20 protein-coding genes are annotated in these 21,277 nt (G+C 58.4%); 8 read left to right on the top strand and 12 right to left on the bottom strand.

All coding sequences use genetic code 11. The features are described from left to right. The first annotated feature begins 19 nt into the window (after positions 1-19). On the top strand, positions 20-724 hold the full coding sequence (gene cybH, locus DESU86_RS11800; protein ID WP_179981223.1) for a Ni/Fe-hydrogenase, b-type cytochrome subunit: 705 nt from the start codon (positions 20-22) through the stop codon (positions 722-724). 123 nt (positions 725-847) lie between these two features. Then, the gene (hybD, locus tag DESU86_RS11795) at positions 848-1,372 is read left to right on the top strand and encodes a HyaD/HybD family hydrogenase maturation endopeptidase (RefSeq protein WP_179981222.1); all 525 of its coding nucleotides are present in this window, start codon (positions 848-850) and stop codon (positions 1,370-1,372) included. A 342-nt stretch (positions 1,373-1,714) separates the two neighbouring features. On the opposite strand, the gene DESU86_RS11790 is transcribed toward hybD, so the two are convergent. Then, the gene (locus DESU86_RS11790) at positions 1,715-3,151 is read right to left on the bottom strand and encodes a DnaA ATPase domain-containing protein (protein WP_179981221.1); all 1,437 of its coding nucleotides are present in this window, start codon (positions 3,149-3,151) and stop codon (positions 1,715-1,717) included. A 1,101-nt stretch (positions 3,152-4,252) separates the two neighbouring features. Further along, entirely contained in the window at positions 4,253-4,930 is a 678-nt protein-coding gene (locus DESU86_RS11785; RefSeq protein WP_179981220.1) for an outer membrane protein, read from the bottom strand. Between the two features lie 331 nt (positions 4,931-5,261). Between DESU86_RS11785 and DESU86_RS11780 the strand changes: the two genes are divergently transcribed. Next, a complete protein-coding gene (locus tag DESU86_RS11780; RefSeq protein ID WP_179981219.1) occupies positions 5,262-5,432 on the top strand; it encodes a hypothetical protein in 171 nt (56 codons plus the stop codon). A 121-nt stretch (positions 5,433-5,553) separates the two neighbouring features. On the opposite strand, the gene DESU86_RS11775 is transcribed toward DESU86_RS11780, so the two are convergent. Both DESU86_RS11775 and DESU86_RS11770 read right to left on the bottom strand, forming a co-directional pair. Then, entirely contained in the window at positions 5,554-6,558 is a 1,005-nt protein-coding gene (locus DESU86_RS11775; RefSeq protein WP_232088354.1) for a GNAT family N-acetyltransferase, read from the bottom strand. 39 nt (positions 6,559-6,597) lie between these two features. Continuing rightward, positions 6,598-7,059, bottom strand: a complete 462-nt coding sequence (locus tag DESU86_RS11770; RefSeq protein ID WP_179981218.1) for a hypothetical protein — start codon at positions 7,057-7,059, stop codon at positions 6,598-6,600. Positions 7,060-7,393: 334 nt separating this feature from the next. On the opposite strand from DESU86_RS11770, the gene DESU86_RS11765 reads away from it, so the two are divergent. Beyond that, positions 7,394-8,332 carry a formate dehydrogenase accessory sulfurtransferase FdhD gene (locus DESU86_RS11765; RefSeq protein WP_179981217.1) on the top strand — a complete coding sequence of 313 codons (939 nt, stop codon included), beginning with the start codon at positions 7,394-7,396 and terminating at the stop codon, positions 8,330-8,332. 377 nt (positions 8,333-8,709) lie between these two features. On the opposite strand, the gene DESU86_RS11760 is transcribed toward DESU86_RS11765, so the two are convergent. Further along, positions 8,710-10,800, bottom strand: a complete 2,091-nt coding sequence (locus DESU86_RS11760; protein ID WP_179981216.1) for a methyl-accepting chemotaxis protein — start codon at positions 10,798-10,800, stop codon at positions 8,710-8,712. Between the two features lie 462 nt (positions 10,801-11,262). Between DESU86_RS11760 and DESU86_RS11755 the strand changes: the two genes are divergently transcribed. The 4 genes from DESU86_RS11755 to DESU86_RS11740 all read left to right on the top strand — a co-directional run bounded on the left by DESU86_RS11755 (position 11,263) and on the right by DESU86_RS11740 (position 14,437). Beyond that, entirely contained in the window at positions 11,263-12,273 is a 1,011-nt protein-coding gene (locus DESU86_RS11755; protein ID WP_179981215.1) for an FUSC family protein, read from the top strand. A 91-nt stretch (positions 12,274-12,364) separates the two neighbouring features. Further along, positions 12,365-12,571, top strand: a complete 207-nt coding sequence (locus DESU86_RS11750; protein WP_179981214.1) for a hypothetical protein — start codon at positions 12,365-12,367, stop codon at positions 12,569-12,571. Then, positions 12,549-13,238, top strand: coding sequence for a LexA family transcriptional regulator (locus tag DESU86_RS11745; RefSeq protein ID WP_179981213.1), 690 nt, complete (start codon positions 12,549-12,551; stop codon positions 13,236-13,238). The genes DESU86_RS11750 and DESU86_RS11745 overlap by 23 nt, the downstream gene beginning before the upstream one ends. Positions 13,239-13,840: 602 nt before the next feature. Beyond that, positions 13,841-14,437: a lysozyme inhibitor LprI family protein gene (locus tag DESU86_RS11740; protein WP_179981212.1), complete on the top strand. Its 597-nt coding sequence runs from the start codon at positions 13,841-13,843 to the stop codon at positions 14,435-14,437. Between the two features lie 255 nt (positions 14,438-14,692). Here DESU86_RS11740 and DESU86_RS11735 read toward each other — a convergent pair whose 3' ends face one another. The 7 genes from DESU86_RS11735 to DESU86_RS11705 form a co-directional block, all read right to left on the bottom strand. Further along, positions 14,693-15,979 carry a hybrid sensor histidine kinase/response regulator gene (locus tag DESU86_RS11735; protein WP_179981211.1) on the bottom strand — a complete coding sequence of 429 codons (1,287 nt, stop codon included), beginning with the start codon at positions 15,977-15,979 and terminating at the stop codon, positions 14,693-14,695. 39 nt (positions 15,980-16,018) lie between these two features. Further along, positions 16,019-16,492, bottom strand: coding sequence for a response regulator (locus tag DESU86_RS11730; RefSeq protein WP_179981210.1), 474 nt, complete (start codon positions 16,490-16,492; stop codon positions 16,019-16,021). 39 nt (positions 16,493-16,531) lie between these two features. Further along, entirely contained in the window at positions 16,532-17,215 is a 684-nt protein-coding gene (locus DESU86_RS11725) for a HAMP domain-containing histidine kinase (RefSeq protein ID WP_179981209.1), read from the bottom strand. Beyond that, positions 17,212-17,610, bottom strand: a complete 399-nt coding sequence (locus DESU86_RS11720) for a response regulator (protein ID WP_179981208.1) — start codon at positions 17,608-17,610, stop codon at positions 17,212-17,214. The genes DESU86_RS11725 and DESU86_RS11720 overlap by 4 nt, the downstream gene beginning before the upstream one ends. 2 nt (positions 17,611-17,612) lie before the next feature. Next, the gene (locus DESU86_RS11715; RefSeq protein WP_179981207.1) at positions 17,613-19,376 is read right to left on the bottom strand and encodes a sensor histidine kinase; all 1,764 of its coding nucleotides are present in this window, start codon (positions 19,374-19,376) and stop codon (positions 17,613-17,615) included. 81 nt (positions 19,377-19,457) lie between these two features. Further along, positions 19,458-19,889 carry a DUF1634 domain-containing protein gene (locus DESU86_RS11710; protein ID WP_179981206.1) on the bottom strand — a complete coding sequence of 144 codons (432 nt, stop codon included), beginning with the start codon at positions 19,887-19,889 and terminating at the stop codon, positions 19,458-19,460. A 34-nt stretch (positions 19,890-19,923) separates the two neighbouring features. After that, on the bottom strand, positions 19,924-21,075 hold the full coding sequence (locus DESU86_RS11705) for a sulfite exporter TauE/SafE family protein (protein ID WP_232088353.1): 1,152 nt from the start codon (positions 21,073-21,075) through the stop codon (positions 19,924-19,926). Positions 21,076-21,277 lie beyond the last annotated feature (202 nt).

Below are 21,277 nucleotides of genomic sequence, written 5' to 3'. Positions count from 1 at the left end.
CAAGCGTAGGAGAAATCTCATGAGCGAGATGAAAGAAAATCCGCCTGAAATGCCTTTGGGCAAGAGCATATATGTGTACCAGTTGCCCATCCGCATCTGGCACTGGGTCATGGTCATCTGCGTGTGCGTGCTCATCGTCACGGGCTATATCATTGGCAAACCCTGGCTTTCCGTGGCAGGCACCTCAGCCTACGACACCTTTTACATGGGCTATACCCGCATGGCGCACTTCATCGCGGGCTTTGTGCTCATCATATCCACTGTGCTGCGCTACATTTACGGCCTTTTTGGCAACCGCTACTCGCGCGAGCTGATCATCCTGCCGGTCTGGCGCAAAACCTGGTGGAACGAACTGTGGCACGACATACGCTGGTACCTTTTTCTGGACAAGGAACCACGCGCCTATATAGGGCACAATCCCCTAGCCCAGGCCGGAATGGCCGTGGGCATGGTCTTCATGCTTGTCATCATGCTTACTGGCCTTGGCATGTACGCTGAAAGCAGCCATCAGGCCTTTTTCAGGCCCTTCCTCTTTGTGCTGGACTTCGCCTACTGGATCGGCGGCAATGACCAGGAACTGCGCAGCCTGCACCGCCTTGGCATGCTGCTGCTGGTCACCTTTGTGACCGTGCATATCTACATGGTCATACGCGAAGAAATCATGGGCAAGACCACCCTGGTTTCCGGCATGTTCAGCGGATACAGGGAGCGGCGCAAGCCCTGAGCCCTTTCGACCATACATCAGGGCGGCCCCGCACTAGAGCATTTTAACTTTGAAAAAGTGTAAATGCTCTAGTAGGGCCGCCCTCTGCTTGCAGGCGCAACCTGCACCGTAACAGGACACTTCATGGAAGCGGTAGTAATCATCGGACTGGGCAACATTCTCTACGGCGACGAAGGCTATGGCGTCAGGCTGGCGCAAAATCTCTATTCCCACTGGGACTTTCCCGACCATGTGGACATCGTTGATGGCGGCACCCAGGGGCAAACCCTGCTGACCCACGTTGAACGCGCGGACAAACTGCTTGTGCTGGATGCTGTGGATTTTGGCCTGGAACCGGGGCACATGGTCTTGCGGGATCAGGTGCCCGCCTACCTCACGGCCCAAAAAATCGGCCCGCACCAGAACAGTTTTTCTGAGGTTCTCGGCCTTGCCACACTGCGCGGCAACATGCCCGACCAGTGCGCCCTTATCGGGGCGCAGCCTGCGGCCATGACCCTGGGCGCGCCCCTTTCGCCCGCTGTGGCCCAATGCCTGGACAAGGGAGAAGACATGGCGCTGGACATTCTGCGGCGCTGGGGCGTTGAGCCCGTCCGACGGCTTGAGCCGCGCCGTCTCTCTGCCTCCGCGCTGGACGCCTTACTGCAGTAAGGCGCAGTAGGGTGATAATACGATGAAATGTTTTGTGGGGGAGGAAACGGCTGCCGCGCTTGTCCCAATGCTGGGGCACGAGCGGAAATGTTTTGTGGGGGAGGGACCCTTTTGTAAAAGGGTCTCCTCCCCCACGCCCCCACCCCCTAAAACCTTTATTATATGTTACCGTAAGATACGGTGGTTTTTACTCTGACAGGCAGTCTTGTACATCGCGCTGGTGCGCTCGCCTGGCTGAAGCCATAAATAAACGGCCCGCTCCTTGGAGGAACGGGCCGTGATTTTTTTCGGCAGGGAATGGCTATCGGAGTGGCTATATGGTGCGTGGCCGCCTGATACGGGCTACATGGCGCGGGCGCTTGCAAGACCGGCATTGCGCTCGATCAGCGACACCGCGCGGGCAATACGCCGCCCTTCGGTAGACTGCTTGGAAAGCTCACGCTCCAGAGACGTAATGCCCTTGATGACAGTGGAATGACGGCGATTGAATTTTTCGCCAATCTCTTCCAGTGTCATTTCCGTATGCTTGCGGGCCAGATAAAAGGCTGTATTACGGCCTGTGACGCATTCCTTGCGGCGCGACTTGGAGGCCAGCTGGCGCTCGTTAAGGCCGTAGCTTTCACAGACAAGACGCAAAATGGTGGAAAAATCCGGGCCGCAAGCTACGTCCGCATACTGGCTCAGCACTTCCATGGCCAGATCGAGATTCAGGCCGCAATTGAGCAGACGCGCCTTGAAAATAAGGCTGTTGAGACAGGATTCCATCTGGCGCACATCGCCATTGAGACGGCTGGCGAGCAGTTCGCAAACCGAGTCCGGCAAAAGCACCTGAAAACTTCTGGCTTTCTGCCCAAGGATGTCGCAACGCATGTCCTTGGTGGGACGGCCCATATCCGTCAAAATGCCCGAACAGAAATGCGATACAAGCTGGCTGTCCACACGCTGCAATTCGCGCGGCGAAAAAGACGATGTGAATATGGCGCGCCCGCCCTTGGCCTGAAGGTTTTTAACCACGGCCAGGGCCATGTCCTGCATTTTTTCCTTACCCTGGAAAAAGTGCACGTCCTCCATAAGCAGCACATCAAGCTCGCGAAAGCGGGCTTTAAAGCCTTCAATGTCCTGAGCGCGCAACGCGGTCACAAAGCGCGAGGCAAACTCCTCGGCGGTGAGGTAGCCCACACGCGCATTGCCGCCCTCTTCGTTGATGGCGCGCCCAACGGCCTGGGCAAGGTGTGTCTTGCCAAGACCAGATGCGGAATTTACAAACAGGGTACGAACACAGCCATGCCTGCGGCTGACGTCCTGCGCCGCGGCAACGGCCATGTTATTGGTGGGGCCAACGACAAAATCCGCAAAGGAATAACGCCAGTTCTGCGTGCTGCGAAATATAACGGGCGCCGCAAGGGGAAGTGATGCCTGCTGCAAGTTGGGCGCTGCCTGCGCAGAGGGTTCAGGCCGAACCTTGGGCGTCGCCACTGCGACCTGCGGTTCTTCCGCAGGAGCCTTGGACTCCTGCGCAGGCGCTTCGGCCTCCTGACCGGCAGCCGTGATGCACACGCTGACCTGTCCCGGTTCAAGGCCCAGTACTGGAGCAGCGGCCTCTTTCAAGGTCGTTAGCATCATGCTTTCCAGCCTGCTGGCCACGTAGGCGTTGGGGGCCACAAGGTGCAGTCCCTCTTCGTCAACGCTGGCATGCAAAGGAGCAATCCAGACTTTGAAAAGCCCGGATTTAAGCATTTTTTTGAGATTTTCAGAAATTTCAGGCCATTTTTCTCGCATGAGGCTTTGTAGCTTATAACGAGGTTGGCGGGCAATTGATGAATAAAGGCTGTTTGGGGCAGAACGCTTTTTTGCTTTCCCCAATGACACAGTCGGATAATCTGCAGAAATGCTTTATGTTTTTGTAATTATCGGTCAGTTCGGGCCGTCCTGAAAAGCCTTACACCGCAAGGGTTTTAAAAATTCATTATCCTATATTAACAAATAATGGCAGAGTTTTTAACAATTGTAGTTTTAATTTTCTCTCATTTTCTCATCTATACTCCATTTTTTTAACATGTTCAGCAAAAGTTCCGAACCGTAAGGCCAGGCTGATTGTCAAGAGGGAAAAAAGATTTTTTTCCTTTTTTTCATGCCCTCCGAGCCAGCTAATTTTCCCATTTTCTACGCTGAAACAAGCAAAAACTATATAGAATTTCTAGACATTCTTCCATTCACGAACCAAAGGATTTCAGGTGGTTTCGGCTTGAAGTCATGACGGCGGCAAATGTGGGAACTTGGGCAAGCTGGGTTTTGTCACAAAACCTGTGGAGAGCGTAACGGTGCTGTACCATGCCTGTCACATATTCACTGCTGCGGGTGGCCATCAGATTTGGCGTGCGCATGGCTCCTTGCGTGTGACCCAGTCTATAAGATGCCCGAATACAGGCCACCCGCACATATGCACACACATGCCCAGATACAGTCCGTGTAGACATGACCGCAGTCCCCACGCTAACGCGTGAGGCCCTGGCCTTGTTCACATGCCTTCAGATGCCGTACCTGGGCTGCTTTGATTCGTCGAAACGGGTGGGAATACAACAGGCGACGGCTGACACGGATGTCAGCCGCGCTGGCGGGTGGTGTGGTGAAATGGCCAACGGCCTGGGGCATACATCGGCATGCGCCCGCGAAAAAATACTCCGGGCACGCACAAGTGAAAGCCCCCCGAAAAATTCCGGGGGGCTTTCAAAACCGGTGGCATTGCGGCCAGAAGCCGCGACTGAAAAAACGGTCCACACCTCCGGCAGAGATGCAGTCATTCAGCCTTGGAAAGCGCTGCCTGCTGCAAAATGGGGCAGGCAACCAGGGCTTGCGGGCCTTGGTTAGCGTCGGTGGGCCTTAGAAGCCGTAGCGCAGGCCAAGCAGGAATTCATTGTTGTAGGGGCGGTTGCCAACTTCATACTTGGTTCCGCCAATGTTGGAGCTCACTTCGTTGTAGCCAAGGCTCACAAAGCGGTAAGAAGCGTCAACGGTGAAGTTTTCATTGATGTTGTAAGCAACACCGGCGCCCGCGTTCCAGGCGAAGTTGGTGAAGCGGTCATCAGCTTCAAATTTGCTGCCGTCATTGCCCCTGAAGGTGTAGCCGGTGTAGTTGAACGCCATGCCAAGACCACCGCCCACGTAGGGGGTGAAGGCGCTGTCGTTGTGGAAATCCCAGAACACGTTGGCAAACAGGGTGGAGTTGTTCCACACGCCCTTGACGTCACGCAGGTTCGCACCGCCATCGGTCCAGCTTTTTTCGCTGTTGCCGCGCAGGGCAAATTCGATTTCAGCGCGGATGGGCAGCATCTGCTGGGGCCAGAAGTCGTAACCAAGGGCCAGAGCGCCGCCCATGGTAAACTGGCTGTAGTCGTCCACACCACTGCCGGCCAGACCGCTGCTGCGTTCCATCTGCCCGGTGCTCTGGATGGTCATAAGGAATTTGGGGGCCAGGTACATGCCGGTGCCTTCGGCAGCGGCCAAGCCGGGCAATGCCAACGAAAGGGCAAGTGCCATAGCAACTATAAAACGTTTCATGACAGTCCTCCTAAGTACTTACCCTCACTTTTTTACGAGGGCAGCCTTAAATTTCGGTCATTCATTAGAGAATGTCAATAAATTTTCTACATTTTTCCCTTTCACAGGCCCGGATATCAAGGATTTCTTGCCCGCCGGACAGGTCAAAGCCTCCCCTGAGCACACTCTCCGCCGCACAGTACGAGCCGCATCCAGCCTGCACCATATCCGACTTGGGCATGTCTGTGGCGTTTTCGCCCTTCCCGCCCGTACACGCCACGATTGTCAAAATGACCGTCAGTGCCGCTGGGCACTGGCACGGCACGGGCGGAGCGCGGACTTAGCACGGCGATTGGCACGGTCACGAACGGACGCGGTTGCCCCAAACCTGTACAGGATGCACCGGAACACTCTCGCGGGCACGTTTGCCGAACCGGCGCTGATTGAAGCTCCTGGCATTGAAGAAGCTCCTGCCATGGGGAAGACCTGCGCGCAGGAAGATCTGGCCGAGCGTAAAGGCTGACGCTGATGATGGCGGACAAGGCCTGCCATGCCGCAGGCACAGGGAAGTCGGGGCAGAAAAGGTGTGGGAACGTCAGGTGGGAATCAGACCTTGCAGATGAAAAGGCAGAAGATGCGTCTGGCTATTTTTTGACCATCAGCCATGTCTGTATGGGCAGGCATGCCTCTGTCCAATGGGCCTTGTAGCCCATTCGCGGGCCGGTCAGCGGCCCCATGTCGTAACGGGTCGCCCCTTGCTCGCACAGCCAGGCCACCTGTTCGATCTGCAACAGATTGCCGATGCCCGCGTCCTTCCAGTCCTGATCATAGCTGAACTGCTGTCCCCGGTACACATCGCCCGCCATGCCGCCAAAAATGAAGCCCACATCGCGGCCCTCGTGCACGGCGAACATGACGCGCGCCCCACGTGCCGGAGCAAGCCGCCGCAACATGGCGTCATAAAAGCTGCGGGCGGGTTCTTCGGCCATGCCGCACTGCCCCTCTCCCTTCCAGCTTTTATTCTCTACCGCCAGCATGCGTGCAAAAACGGCCCGCGCTTCTGACGCCGAGGCAGGCACATGCCGCTCATAGCCAATGCCCCGGTTCTGGGCGCGCCGCCGCCCCTTGGACATTTTGGCCCTGTGGTTGGCGGATCTGCGCGACAAAAAGCCGTCCAGCCCGCCCTGAAGAGACGCTGCGCACTGTACGGTTTCAGAATGCATAAAAAAATCATACTGACGCCCGAAAGTCCGCAGCAAGCGGCGTGGCAAAAGGCCGCCCGGCTGCAAGCCACTGATCACAATGCGCGGAAAAAATGGTTTGTGGCGGCTAGCAAGCTCGTCCAGGAGATTGCCCAGCATGTCCACGGCATGGGGGCCGAGCAGGGGCGAGCTAAAAAACCACAACGTGTCGATGGGCGTCAGCAGCATTGATTCGGCTGAAAACGCCTGTTCGGCGAACACCAGGACACTGTCCACATCGTGCCGGCTCTCATGCCGCACAAGAAGGCGACGCTCGGGGGCAAAAACCTCGTGAAAGGAAAGCTGCCAGGCGGGCGTACAGCAAAAGGGGTCTGCCTGCCCTGAATACAGGGCAGCCCGCTGCCACCCGGCGTGCCCTTCAAGCTCATGAAACGCAAGCTGTTCCATAAGGCCCATATCCCGCAAATACCGTCATGATGTTTGACCTTATCTGACCTCTGTGGGGCACTGTTCACTCCGGCTGGCGTAAAAAAACCAGCCCGCATCCGAATCCTGTGTGCGCTCAAAACAGAAGTTTCCCACCGCACGCCAGAGAGTGGCAGGCTGCACCGTGGCAAAAGCCGCACTCACAGCCTCTGCCTGGGGGTTCTGCCCGACAAGAACCTTGATGGTTTGCGCTATGCCCTCAAAATAACGGGCAGAGGACGCGGCCGTATTGGCCACAACGGCACGCTCCACCATATCGTCCGTGTTTAAAAAAAACGTGGCCGTAACCCCTTCTTCCAATGTGCATATTTTTACCTGCCCCTGATCCTGAACGGTAACGGAACCAGGAGTGAACGCTTTCATCCACTTGGCTTCAAACTCTTTCCAGACCAGTTCGCCGCCGTCCGCGCCAACGGGGGCGGCCAGAAGCAAAAGAAAAAGGCAGAGCAGCAGTTTTTTCATGATAATGTCTCCTTTTCCAAACATTTCATGGTGCGGCATACGTATTGTCTGTATGCCACTCATTTATGTATATGTGAGCAAACGGGTAATGAAAAGCTTCCTTTTTCACGCGATCTTCATTCCCGGCAATTTATGACAGGTATTCTGTCAGCCTCATAAAAAATACGCAAACCGCGCAACTGGCGAAAACTGGCCCGTTGCGCTTGTTTTTCAAAGCATTTTGGCTAAACTTGGTAAGCGCCGCATCAGGTCGCTGATAAAATCTGGCCAGTCCCTTTTTTTCTGCAAAGCATTCCTTGCCGCCCTGCAATCTTTACCGGAGACCACAGCCGCCATGCCCGTTTTCCTGCCTTCACCAGCCTGTGTTTTGCGCGTCATTACCCGTATCAACCATACGGGCAGGCATGAGGTGGAGGATGTGCTTCTGCGTGAAGAAGCCTATGACCTCATCTGTGACGGCCAGACCGTGGCCCGCATGCACTGCATGCCCGCCGACCTTGAAGAACTGGCCGTCGGGAGGCTTTTCACCCTGGGATTGCTGCGTGATGCGCGCCAGATATCATCCCTGACCATCCGGCATCCTGCGGGGCAGAACCCCGACCGCACGCCGCACCAGAGTCCGCGCCTTGCGGCCGAAAACGCCCATGGGCTGGATCCGCTGGCTTGCGCCTCTGCGGCAGCAACGGCATTAGAGGCAGCAACGGCATCAGAGACATCAACGACATCGGCGGCATCAGCGGCCGAACCACCATGCGCGCCTGCGGACCAACGCGCCGCGCCCCTGCCCTCCCTCAAGCTTCGCGCCGCCGGGAGCATCCTTGTCCGCCTTGCCCCGCCGCCGGCCCCAGAAACCGAGGCACAGCAGGCGGACGTGCGGCTTGACGCCGCCCAGGTGCACAGTCTTCAGGCGGCCTTTGAAGAACGCTGCGCGCTTTTTCGGCAAACAGGGGCCGCCCACAGCTGCGCCCTGGCGGACCCTGAGGGCATTTTGCTGTTTTATGAAGACATAGCCCGGCACAACGCTCTGGACAAGCTCATAGGGGCCATGCAGCTTCAAGGCGTGCCCCCTCACGGCAAGCTCATGATCTTCAGCGGGCGTCTGGCGGTGGACATGCTCGAAAAGGCCGCAGTCAGCGGCGTGCGTCTGCTCATGGCCCCGGGCGCGCCCTCGCTGGCCTCGGTGGAACTGGCCGAAGCCATGCGCATAAGCCTTCTCGGCTTTGTGCGCAAAGACAATATCAACATCTATACCTGCCCGCACAGAGTCGTCTGACATGTCTTTTTCCTCTTCTCCCCCCTGCCGCTGCAGCAGCTTATGGCCAAGAATCAGGAAAAAGACGCGGACCCGCTGAAAACGCCCGCCAGTTCATAAAAGACCACCCAGAACAGGTCGAAGCGTGGCTGCAAAAACAGGCTCGCCCCGCACAAGGGCGGATAGCCGTCGCAACGGCTATCCGCCCTTAGAGCATTTAGCTTTTGAAACATTCCTTGTTTCAAGGCCTCATTCTGGCGATCTTTATCCGTAGCTTCCTTCGTCGCAACGGCTAAAGCTCGCCAGAATCCACGCCACTTCGTGGCGCGCTGCACCCTTGTGTCGCCTGAGAGCATGTAATCTTTTCAACGTTACATGCTCTCATTATGCGAGCGCCATCAGGCTTTTTTCATATTCCCAATAAGTTCGCTCAGGCGGCGCGCCTGCTGCGCAAGTTCGTTCACCGCATGGGCAGCCTCACCCATGGCCTGGGCGGTCTGCCCCGACATGTCGTTGACCTGCAGGATGGACTCGTTGATCTCCTCACTGGCGGCAGACTGCTCTTCACTGGCCGTGGCGATGGCCCGCACCTGATCCGCCGTGGTTTCCACATTCTGCACAATCTGGCGCAAGGCTTCGCCAGACTGACGGGCAAAGCCGGTGGCGGTTTCCACTTCTGCAAGCGCCTTGTCCATACCGCCGACACTCTTGGCCGTACTCTCCTGAATCGCCTTGATGGCATTGCCCACATCCTGGGTGGACGCCATGGTTTTTTCAGCCAGCTTGCGCACCTCATCGGCAACCACGGCAAAACCCCGCCCGGCGTCGCCAGCGCGTGCGGCCTCAATGGCGGCATTGAGCGCCAGCAGGTTGGTCTGATCCGCGATATCTGAAATGACGCCCATGATGCGGTTGATGGCCAGGGCATGCTCGTTCAGTTGCGCCATGTCGTCCTTGAGTTCCATTGAGACGCTGTGAACCTGATCAATGCTCTTCAGGGCCTGCAGCACAATCTGCGCGCCGTTTTCGGCATTGCCCCGCGTCTCGTCCGACATGGCCGATGCGGAAGAAGCGTTGCCCGCCACTTCGCGCACGGTGGCGTTCATCTCGTTCATGGCCGTGGCGGCCTCGCCAAGGCGACTGGCGGATTCCGTCGATATGTGGCTTGACTGATCTATGCGGGCCGAAAGCTCATTGGAGGCGGACGAAATGATGGACACCACCTCTTCCAGCTGACTGGCGGCAGCCAGCATGCCGTCGCGCCTGGCGCTCTCAGCCTGATGCCGCGCTGCTTCGGCCTGTTCTGTGGCGGCCTTGGCCAGCAGAGCCTGGTCTTCAGCCTCCTTGCTCTTTTGGTGCGCGGTTGCAATCATATTTTGCAAATTGCTGACCATATTCATCAAAGAATGCCGCAATTCCGCCAGTTCGCCGTAAAAATCGCGCGGTTCAAGGCGCACATTAAGGTCGCCCTGGGCAATCTTGTCCGCCTCCACAACAATCAGACGCAGAGGACGGTTGATGGACCGCACGATGCCCCAGGCCACAACCAGCATGATGACCGTCACGATGCCATAGATGATAGACACGGAACGGATGGCCTCATTGGCGCTGGCGAAAATTTCGCTCTCATCCTCAATGACGGCAATCTTCCAGCCAAAGCGGGTGGTGAACACGTTGGCGCGAACTGACACGTCCTTTATGTGTGTGAACACAAGGCCGTCCTTGGCCTTGAAGAGCTGTTCCAGCCCAGGATCCTTGACCTCCTTGCCAATAATCTTGCCGGTAAGCTCCTTGTCTCTGGGATCGCAAAGGATGCGCCCCGTATTTTCAATAAGCATGAAGTAACCGGTACGGCCGAAATTCAGCGCGGCGAACTTGTCTGAAAGGCCCTTGAGCGAGACGTCGGCTCCCAGTACGCCCTTGATTTCGCCATTGGGGCCACGCATACTGTGTGTTACGGCCAGCACCAGTTCGCCGGAAATGGACAGGTAACTGTCGGCGAGGCCCACGTCCTTGTTGGAGTTCATACGGCCCACATACCAGGGGCGCTTGGAAGAGTTGTATCCGCCAGGTACTGGCCCCTCCTTCATTGAAGTGCCGTAACTGCCGTCAGGGTATCCCACGTAAATCTCGGCATAGGCGGGGTTCACCTCGGCCAGACGCGCCAAAGGCCGGGTGGCCCTGGCGGCCTCCGGACCAAGCTCGGAGCGCTTATAGAGGGTCTCGCCCGTTTTGTTCACGTAGCTGGGAAAAAGCCCCTCAGCGTTAATCAGCATCTCATTGGCCGCCAGAACCGAGAGATTGCGCTCGGCTTCGCCAAGAAATCCTTCGATATAGCTGCCCATAATCTGCAACTGTTCACTAGAGGCTTCCAGATACGCCTGTTCGGCGTTGTCACGCATTTTACTGGTTACATAGGATATCGTGCTGCCCGCCATGATGGCGATGGTCAGCAGAAAGCCTAGGATAATCCTTACTTTGATAGTCATGTACTGAACCTCCTCTGCCTGTTCTCACCCTTCAGACGCATTCAGTGGCATACCGGGGTCCGGTTCCCCATCGTGTTCCTGGGTTTCGTCAGCATATACAATTAATCGCCAGTTTGGCCCGTTTCTTAAGACGCGAAAGCGCGGTAAATGTTTCTGCAAAAACGACCTGCTTCCGGCCATCCGCAATAGGGAAGGGGTATCGCATTTTCAGCTTGTCGGCTGTTGCCAAAAAAACAAGGCAGCTCAGTGAGACTTCAACAGGCTGGCATTCCAAAACCCCGCCTGTGCTGTCAGCATAGCCGTTGCCAGCGGCAAAGGGCAACAACGGAGATATCGTTGCGCGAGCCTGGACGATCCCGGGCATACGCGCGTTGACCTTTGTATGCCTGCCTATATACTATGTAATTAATAGGCATCAAAAACACAATATAACCGTTTTTCGCTGATTCCTCGGGAGCTTGCATGCCCATTTCCCCGCAAACACGTGACCTTATGGTTCGAGGCGTTCTTTACCTGCTGGCCATGTGCATACCCATTGCCGTCAGCCTGGCCTGGAACAAACCGGATATCACCTTGCTGGGCGGGATGGGGGCGCTGTTCGCCCTGTTCATTGCACCACGCTACACACCCTTGCCGCGCGTGCTGTGCATCGGCGCGGGAGGGCTGCTTGTATGCCTGGCCGCCACTGTGGGCTTTTTTACACAGGGCAATAACGATCTTGCCCTTATTCCCCTGGTACTCTTCAGCTGGCTTGCCGCCCTGCCGCGCCCTGATCAGGCTTACCTCAGCCTTGTGGTCAAAAACATGGCCGCCGCAGCCCTGCTGACCCATTTTGGCTTGACCAGTTCTCTGTCTGCGGCGGTCTTCTATATGTCGGGCATTGCTCTGGGCGCGACGCTCAGCGTGCTGGGCATCCCCTTTGGCAGCGGGCAGGGACACGGAGCAAGCCCCTTTGAAGAATTCAAGGCTTTCACAAGCGGGGCCATCAACGACCGCCTTTTTGGCGTGGCGGTTCCCCTTACGGTGCTGCTCTGCACGCTGGCAGCGCGCCATATGAATTTCAGCCATCCTGCATGGGTGGGGCTGACCGTACTCTTTGTCATGCACAGCGATGGCGCGACGGAACTACGCCGCATAGGCGACCGGGCCCTGGGCACGGTGCTTGGCGTTATTGCAGCGGCTCCGGTGGTATTCAACACACAGGCCCCCCTGCAGCTTGCCGGCTGCATCGCCCTGGTCGCCCTCTTCATCCCATACGCCCAGGCCGGGCATTACATGCTGTTCAGCCTGATCATTACCTTCATCGTGCTCCTGCTCGTGGATATGGCCATGCTGGGCACGGGGGGCGACATATCCCTGCTCGGCTGGCGGCTGATCGACACTATCCTGGCCTGCGGCGGCGTTCTTGTGGCCAACCTGACCCTACGACTGATAGCGCTGACAAAACAACAAACCGCAAGCACGCAAAACTGACACAACAGTGTAAAAAAACAATTATATATTTCATCAATCATTTTTTGATTACCCATAGAAAACATTTATCAACTTAAAGTTGATAAAATTCTTGCCAGCTTGCATCAAGATTGATAGCCTGACCCAGGCATATACGTTTCTTGTGGGCATTCCGCCCGTCAGCGACATTGCCAGCACTCACAAAACTCCACAGCCCGTAGTGCACGGGCTGTTCAAGGCCGCCGCGCGGCATGCCCAGCTTGAAGGCACGGCTGACGCGGCCCGCGAGGCATGCCATGACCGAAAAAACCGGCTTTGAAGCGACCCTGCAAAGGCTCATGCTGTCCCTGAACGCCGCGAGCGACGCTGAATTGGCGCGCGCTCTGGGCATCACCCCCCAATCCGTCAGCGGCGCGCGCAAACGCGGCGAAGTGCCGCCAGCCTGGATACAGGAATGCGCGGCGGAAACCAACGTAAACGCCCACTGGCTTTTCTTTGGCAGCGGCCCCATGTACCTGCCTGAAGCGGCGGAGGGCGAGCTTCCCGCAGCTTCGCCTGACAGCGAAGCAGACCTTATCCATATTCCACTGGCTGAAGCGCGGCTTTCCGCTGGTACGGGCAGTCTTGAAGTCAGCGAACGCAGTGATGACAGCTATGCCTTCAGAGGCGATTTTTTGCGCCGCAAGGGCAATCCCAGGCGTATGGTCCTGATGCGCGTATCCGGCGACAGCATGGTGCCTGAAATCTTTGACAACGACCTGGTGCTGCTGGACAAGGGGCAGACGGAAATCAGCCCCGGCCGTCTGTACGCTGTCGGCTTTGAAGACGCCATCTATATCAAACGTATTGACAAAATTCCCGGCAAGATCATACTGCACAGCGTTAACCCGGCATATCCTCCTGTCAGCCTGGACTTGCGCGGCGACATGGCCGACCAGTTCAGGGTTATTGGCCGGGTTCTCTGGTCCGGGCGCGAATACCGTTAGAGCATGTTACCTTTAGAGCAATTTCACTAGTGATGCTGTCGCCATCCTCCGTAAGGCTTCTTCGTCGCCCAACGGCTGCCGCTTGAAATTGCTCTGCTGACGCGAAGGCGGCAGCCGCCACGAAGTGGCGTGGATTCTGGCGCAAACCACGTTTTTCGCCAGAATGATGCGTTGAAACAAGGAGTGTTTCAAAAGCAAAATGCTCTAAAAAAAGGGACATGCTCTGGAACAGGGCACCTTTGAGAATATATATTCTCAAAGTTTACGACACGCTCACTACGGCGTTTAACCGCGCAGATAAACTGCGCTCACGCCTCCGTAGCGAACGTTTGCTCTCGCGGCCGCCAGAGCGCGATTAGAGCCGTTCAAAAGTTACATTGCTCTCGCGGCACGAGAGTGCAGCGCGGCCGAACCGCGTTTGCGCCCCGGCGCGACAGCTTACGCAGCCGCCAGCGCCCTCTGACATGGCGCTGCTCTGCCGGCCAGGCAGACTTTGCGCACGAAAGCTTAGTGGCGCTGCATCAGCGTCCCCGTCCCTTGCGCCCCTCTGGCCCTGCGCGTACACTGAAGCTCTGCTTGTTTTATTCATCAAGGAGTCCAGGATGTTGCGAAGCTGTCTGAAATCTTTTCGCGTAATTTTGCCTGCGTTGACCATGCTGGCTCTACTGTCCACTGCTCCGCCCGCGTTCAGCGCCGAGCGCCACACTGAAGCCCAGCCCGCGACTACCAACGGCGCTGGCGCTCCTTCGGCAAAAAACACCCAGACAAACGCAATTGGCACGGCTCCCACCACTGTGAGTCCGCCGTCAGGCAGTCAGGGCACTGCCCCGGATGCGGATCAGGACGATTTTTCTCCAGCGCAGGCTGACAGTCTGTTCAGCCCCGGCTACCAGGCGTGCATGGATCGCGCGGCCGGGGTGACCACTGACATGCAGGATTGCATTGCTGCGGAACTGGATCGTCTGGAGAAGACCATCGCCCTCAAGCAGATCGCCCTGCCCCCTGTTTTGGGGGAAGAGCGCGCCAAATCGCTGCATGAAGCTGTCGTCGCCTGGGAGAGCCTGCGCAAGCACGGTTCCTCCGCCATGTATGACCCTGACGGCGGTACGCTTTCGCCGCTTATAGCTTCGCTGTGGTATCTGGAACAGACCGCCCGTATGGCCCAATGGCTGAACAATCTCGGCGAGAACGCCGAGTAGCCCCTGCCCCCCTGGCCGGGATACGCCTGCCGCAGGCAGCCACGTGGCGCCGCCTGACGCCAAAGACGCCAGTGGTATGGACGGATGCGGATGCGGTAACGGCGGCTGCGCCAAAACGCGGCTGAGGAAACCGGTTCTGGCCCCAAGGCCGGACAGGCGGCAGCGCTACGGATAACGTTGCAAATAAAAAATCCCGGTTCGTGCCGGGATTTTTTATTGACGCATCTTGCGCGTCAACGCCACCGGGGGCGGCCGTCAGAGGCCGCCGCCCGGAGAGCGGTCGCCCGCAGCCTGACCGGTGGCCGAGGGCATTTGCGCCAAGGGGAGACTGAGGCAAAAGACTGCCCCGCCTTCCTGGCTGTTTGCGGCGGAGAGTTCACCACCGCGCGCGTGCGCCAGTGAACGGGCCACGGCAAGGCCGAGACCCGCATAGCGGCCCATATGGGATTGTGCTGCAGAGCCGGGGCGCATGGCGCTGCCGCTGAGACTGTCATGGTATTGGTCATGACTGCCGCATCCGCTTTGAAGGGCACGCGAACTGAAGAATGGTTCAAAAATGTGGGGCATTATGTCTGGCGCTATGCCAGGCCCGGTGTCAGCCACCAGTAAATCATACCAGCTCCTGCCCTGGCCGTCACGCCTTACCTTGGCCGTTACGCGCACAACGCCGCCGTGGGGCATGGCATCCAGAGCGTTTTCGAACAGATGCAAAAATATTTGCCGCAACTCCGGCGCGGAGCCCCAGGGCCGCAACTCGTCTTCAACAGCCAGATCGTCCGCCAGGCGTTGCTCCTCAGGCAGGCGGGCGCCTGAAAGATCAACCAGACACTGCAAACCGGTGGCATCAAACCTGTGGCGCAGCAGTTCCGTAACTTCGCCAATGATGGCCGCGACGTCCAAGGGGCCCGTGCGCGCATCCAGCCCGTGCCCGACCATGAGCAGCTTGCGGGTTATTTCGCGCACGCGCAGGCTTTGCGTGCGGATGGTGTTGACGGCCTCGCGCAGTTCGTCAATGTCCGGCAGGGCCTGCGCCTCGGGCTCATCCAGGCAGTCCTTGATGAGCCCGGCGGCCTGCACCACGATATTCAGCGGATTATTCACCTCGTGGGCCACACCTTCCGCCACGCGGCCCAGGCTGCGCCAGCGCGCGGCTTCCGCCAGCCGGGCTGCTTCCTGCCGGAGGGCTGCGCGCTCCCGTGCCTTGCGGCACTCTTCCAACACCTGTTCAAGGTCAACCGGCTTGGAAAGCCAGTTGAAAGCCCCCCGGCGCATGGCCTGCACCGCCTTGCCCATATCTGCGGCCCCGGAGAGCATGACCACATCCGTCTGCGGGTGTTTTTCGCGCATGATCTTGAGCAGCGCCACACCGTCCATGCCGGGCAGGCCCACATCAAGAAACACCAGTTCCGCAGGCCAGTCGTGCAAAACCTTCAAGGCTTCACCGGCATCGTGGGCCGTGCGCGTTTCCATGCCGCGCAGGCTCAGACGCTGAGCCAGAGGCCCGGCAAACGCCGACTCGTCATCAACAATCAGCACGCGCATGGCCGCTCCTGCGCGGCGGTCAGATCAAACCGCCGCTGTCTATTTTTCGTGATCCTGCATAATATCCTTTTCATTCATGACATCGCGGGCGGAATCAAAATCGCCGCCTTCTGCAAGCGATACCGCCACCATGGCGTTTTCCAGCTTGTCGCGGTAGGCCATGCGGATGCTGCTGAGCAGTTCGTCAATGTCCATGGGCTTGCGCAGGAAATTATACGCGCCCATACGGTAGGCGGTCTGCTCTTCGGCATCGCCGCCGTGGCCGGTAAGGATGATCACCTGCACCTGGGGGTTGCTTTTTTTCACATTGCGCAGCACTTCAAAGCCATCCATGCCGGGCATGCGCAGGTCAAGCACTATGACGTCCGTGGGCTGTTCCACAGCCTGCAGGGCTTCAGGACCATCATAAGCCACCCTTGCCGCAAAGCCACGCATGGCAAGGCGTTCGGCCAGCGTATCCACGAACTGCTTTTCATCGTCCACCAGCAGAATCTTGATGTCTTCCTTGGTCATGGAACTCTCCTTGAAGGCCCGGGCATCAGCCGGAACCGGTTATGCTGCATCTGAGTCGCAGGCGGAAAGTGAAAGAAAGAAGCGCGGCCCCTGCTCTCGCCAGGGCATGAGCGCGGCCCGCCAGCCGGGGCGCATGCCGCTGAGCATGGGACTGCCCGTCATGGCAGCCAGAGCCAATTCCCTGTTGGCTCCTTCCAGCACTTCCACCACAATACCTTCTTCCTTCTGGCGACGTCCGGCGGTGAAACGCAGTTGCACCTGACCGCCCACCGAGGCGCAGAGGTCGAAAATTTCAAGCAGGGCGCGCAGCACATCCATAGGAGGCACAGACGCCCACACTGGCTCCGAGCATTCGCCGCTCACAAGGCCAATTTGCGCCGCGCGGGCCTGACGGCCTGCCAGCAGGCAAAAGCTGCGGTTCACGCGGGCCAGATCACACGGGCCGCTGTGTTCGCCGCTTTCCGCGCCGCCGGACTGGGCCAGATAGTCCATGGCTTCGGCCAGCGCGGCTCCCTGCCCCACAGAGCGTTGCGCCTCGGCCAGGGCGGCTTCAAGCCGCTGTTTTCCCGCCAACGCGCCGCCACCGTTCCTGGCGGCGGAAGAGTCGGCAAGGGCCGCCAGATCCTGCGCAAGGCCGGCAGATTCACGAATCACCGCAAGCACGTTGCGCATGTCGTGCACTGCTGACGCCAGCAGGCGGGCCGTACATTGACTGGTATTCATGCGCGGCCTCCTTGGCGAGACGCGGTCTCGCGGCACTCACGGACTGCAGCTTCCAAAGTTTCAAGAAAAACATTGAAGCTCAGGGGTTTGGTCAGGCAGGCATAGGCCTGGCACGCGGGTGAAAGTCCCGTGTCATCCACAACCTCGTGCCCTGTAAGCAGAATCACTGGCAGTTCAGGCTGCGCCGCCTTGAGGCGGTGCAAAGCCTCGTCGCCGGGAAGGCCCGGCATGAGCAGATCGAGCACCACCACGTCGGGCGTTTCTTCAGCCACGGCGCTGAGAGCCGCAAGGCCGTCAAAAACCACGCGCACGCTGTGCCCGCGCAGTTCAAGCCTTTCTGCCAGGGTTTCGACAAAATCTTTTTCATCGTCAGCCAGAAGTATACGCAAGGCCATCACTATACCTCCACAGAGCCGTCGGGCGGGGTCAAAGGCAGGGTCACGTACACGGTACTACCGCGACCTTCTTCACTTTCCACACGGATTTCGCCGCCAAGACGGCGCACGATGCCGTAGGTGATAAACATGCCAAGCCCGGTGCCCTTGTCTTTTTTGGTGGAATAGAACGGCTCGAAAATGTGCCGCAACACCTCTGGAGGCATACCCCTGCCATTATCGCACACGGTGACCTCAAGCGCGCTGCCGCCTGAGGGAACGCACTGCACTTTCACAAAGCGTTGCTGTCCGTTTCTTGCGTCCCCGGGAAGCTGGCTGCCCGTCACGGCGTCCAGCGCATTGCCCACGATGTTCAGAAAAATCTGTTGCAACTGGCCACGGTCAGAGACAATTTCGGGCAGATTGTCGTCCAGATCCATTTGCAGGCTGACGCCCCGGTTCTTGGCCTCACGCTCAAGAAATGACAGGGTTTCGGCAATAACTTCCTCAATATGCAGGCTCTGGCGATTGGCCTCCATGCGCCGGGCAAAGCCCAGCAGCCTGTGGGTGATGCCGCGCGCCCTCTCCACCGTGCTTTCAATGCCTTCAAGCAGGGTATTGAGCCTGTCCTTATCCTTGTCCTCGCCGCCCATCTGCCCCAGGTTGATCAAGTCACGCGCCAGCCCGGCCTTTTCATAAATGACGGCCAGGGGATTGTTGACCTCATGGGCCACTCCCGCAGCCAGCCGCCCTATGGAGGAAAGCTTCTGGTTGTGCTCCATCTGGGCAAAAACGGCCACCCGGCGTTCATCGCTGGCCTGAAGCCTGTTGATGAGCTGCTTCATGAGCAGGTGCGACACAAGCACAATAAGCGCCACGCCGCCGCCCAGAACAATCAGCAGTTCGGTACGCAGGGCCGTCCAGGGGCGGAAGGCGTCAGCCGTGGGCTTGACCGCCAGCAGGGTAAAATCCGTGCCCGCCAGCCCGCACGAGGCAATCATGAGCTTGCGCCCGGACGGCTCGGTAATGGTGCGCACCACGGTTTCGGCCGTGGCCTGGAGCGTGGGCAGTGGGCAGGATTCCAGGGCTTTGCCGTAGAGGTTGGAATCTGTCTGCAGCACGCCTTCCCTGTCCACCAGGAAAACGTCGGTGTCCTGCTCCGGCCCCACGGCGGAAAGCACCTGCTGCAGGCGCAGCGTGTCCACAGCCACGCGCAGGGTCCATGAAATGCCGCTTTCTTCCATCCTGTGAACGGCTATGACCATATGCGGATAGCCACGGTAACCCAGAAAAACATTGCTCATGTAGCGGCTTTTGATTTCCGTTTCGCGCAGCCAGGGCTTGCCCGCATAGTCCACGCCCTTGAGCTTGTACGGCCCCACGTAGGAAATCTGCATGCCTTCGGAATTGACCAGCCCCATGTCCACGAAGCCCTGAAACTCGCTTCTGAGGGACAGAAAAATCCGGTTAAGGGTGCGCTCATCCGCCAAATCCTTGAACGTATAGGCATGGGCGATGAAGCTCACGGTGGATTCACGCTCGCCAAGATACAGCTCCAGAGCCGCCTGCGACTTGCGGGCCAGCGCGTAGATGGGGCTTTCCACCTCACGCTCGAGGGTTCTGGTATACTGCACATGACTTATGCCCGAGAGCAGCAGCAACGGCGTTACAGACACCGCCACCATCAGCATGGTCATAAGCCGCCGGAGCGAGCGATACCGTGCCGGTGACACGGCATCGGGCACTTCCAGCAGGTGTGCGAACGTGTTTTTTATAACGGCAAACATGGTTTCCTCCGAGGTCTGCGCCGCAAGGCACACTGGGGCTTAGAGCCGTACGTTTTTGCCGCGCAGACCTTGGCGGGCAGGCTAGTGCGCCCCGGCCACCAACACGCCGGACGCAGCCAGGCTCAGAACCAGCACTTCCGCAATGGCAATGCACATCATGAGCCACTGCTTATGCCGGGCCAGGCTCCAGGCAAGCTGCACAAAGCAGAAAATCGTCAGGGCCGCAAGAAAGGCAATGCCCAGGAAGTTGCATATATCCCCCTTGCCCACGAGCGCAAGCCAGCCCCATCCCTGGGGAATGTTCCCCGCAGCACGGTAGGCGGCGGCGCTGTGCGTCCAAAGTCGCGGCATTTCATCAAGGGGAATCTGCGGTTCAAGCACGCCGAACACATAGAGGGCGTACGTGATCAGCATCGTCACAAAGCCAATGAGCGAACCGTAAAACAGCGTATCGGCGTAACGCAGCTGCGCCGGTGATGCCTTGATGTTGTTTTTTACATCCACAGTATTCATACTATCCTCCCAAAAAGTCCAGTCCGGGCGGGAACTACCAGCCCAAGCCCTTCATGAGGGCTTTGACGCCGGAGAAAAGAAGCACAAAAATCACCATATAACGGATGAACTTTGGCTTGGCCACGGCAAGCAGGCGCACACCGACCACGGAACCGAGCATAAGGCCCACGATGGAGGGAATCGCCATAAGGGGAATAACGCAGCCCTGGTTGAGATACACCCAGGCGGCGGAGGTGTCTGTAATGGAAAGAAGGAACTTGGATGTGCCCACGCTCACCTTGAGCGGCGCGCCCATGAGCAGGTTGAGCACAGGCACGTTGGCCCATCCGGCTCCAAGGCCGAACATGCCCGCCATGATGCCGATGACGATAAAGAGCAAAAGGCCCGCCAGCGTGCGGTGGGTTTTCCATTCCACCACTTCGCCGGTGCTGGGCTCAAGAAAAACGCCGTCCATGCCCAGGGCCATGCCAATGGCGTCCTGTTTGTTCACCACGGGACGCACGGAGTTTTTGGAGAGCAGCAAAAGCACGGCAATGGCCAGAATGGTAGCGCCAAGGCATGTCTGGATGACATCGGTGGGCAAAGCCAGACCCAGCATGGCCCCAACGATGGCGCAGGCTGAAGCGATCAGCGCCACGGGCAGGGCAAGACGCAGGTTGGCGAAATTACGGCGCAGCAGACCGGGACCGGCTGCCAGTGCGCCCGCCAGGGCAACCAGCAGACCCGCTCCGCGCACGAAGTCGAGATGAAAGGGAAAGAAGCCGCTGACCAGCGGCACAAAGAGCACGCCGCCGCCAACGCCGGCCATGACGGCGATGATGCCGAGAATAAAGCAGAAACCCAGCAGGGCAAGGGGCCAGAACCACCAGGGGTGATTATCGATGGGGGTCATGTCAACCGGTTGCGAGGAAGCCTGCTCCAGAACCTGGCCGGAATCCTGCACTGTGGACGACGCCGCCAGAAGGGCCGATCCATCCACAAAAGTGGCGGTCGCTGCGGGAGCGGCGGTCACGGAACCGGAAGCGGGAGCCGAACTCTGCGCGGCGGGCCGAGTCTGGTCCCCGTTCTGGGCCAGAACCGCCACCGGCGCGGCTAAAAACAGAAAAAGCATGACGGGCAACAGCACGAGCCTTGCCGTATAATCCCTTGCGCCTCTTTTGAAGCATTCACGAAAAACACAGGCCATTGTCTCCCCCTTGCGCCCTTGACCGACGCATTTGTTTTTTCGGTTAGGGCAAGACTAGGATGGGGGACGGACGCGCACCATCGGGAGAATCCTGATTTGTGAAAGAAAGTTCTAAGGATTTTCCCCAGGCGCCTGTAATGCCCCCCCGTGCTGGCGCGGGCGCATATGGCCCAAGGGCGGTCGACGCGAAAGGCAAAAAAGG

This window comes from Desulfovibrio sp. 86 (genome assembly GCF_902702915.1).
In the GTDB taxonomy this organism is placed as follows: domain Bacteria; phylum Desulfobacterota; class Desulfovibrionia; order Desulfovibrionales; family Desulfovibrionaceae; genus Desulfovibrio.
This window is presented reverse-complemented; position numbering and strand designations above follow the sequence as displayed.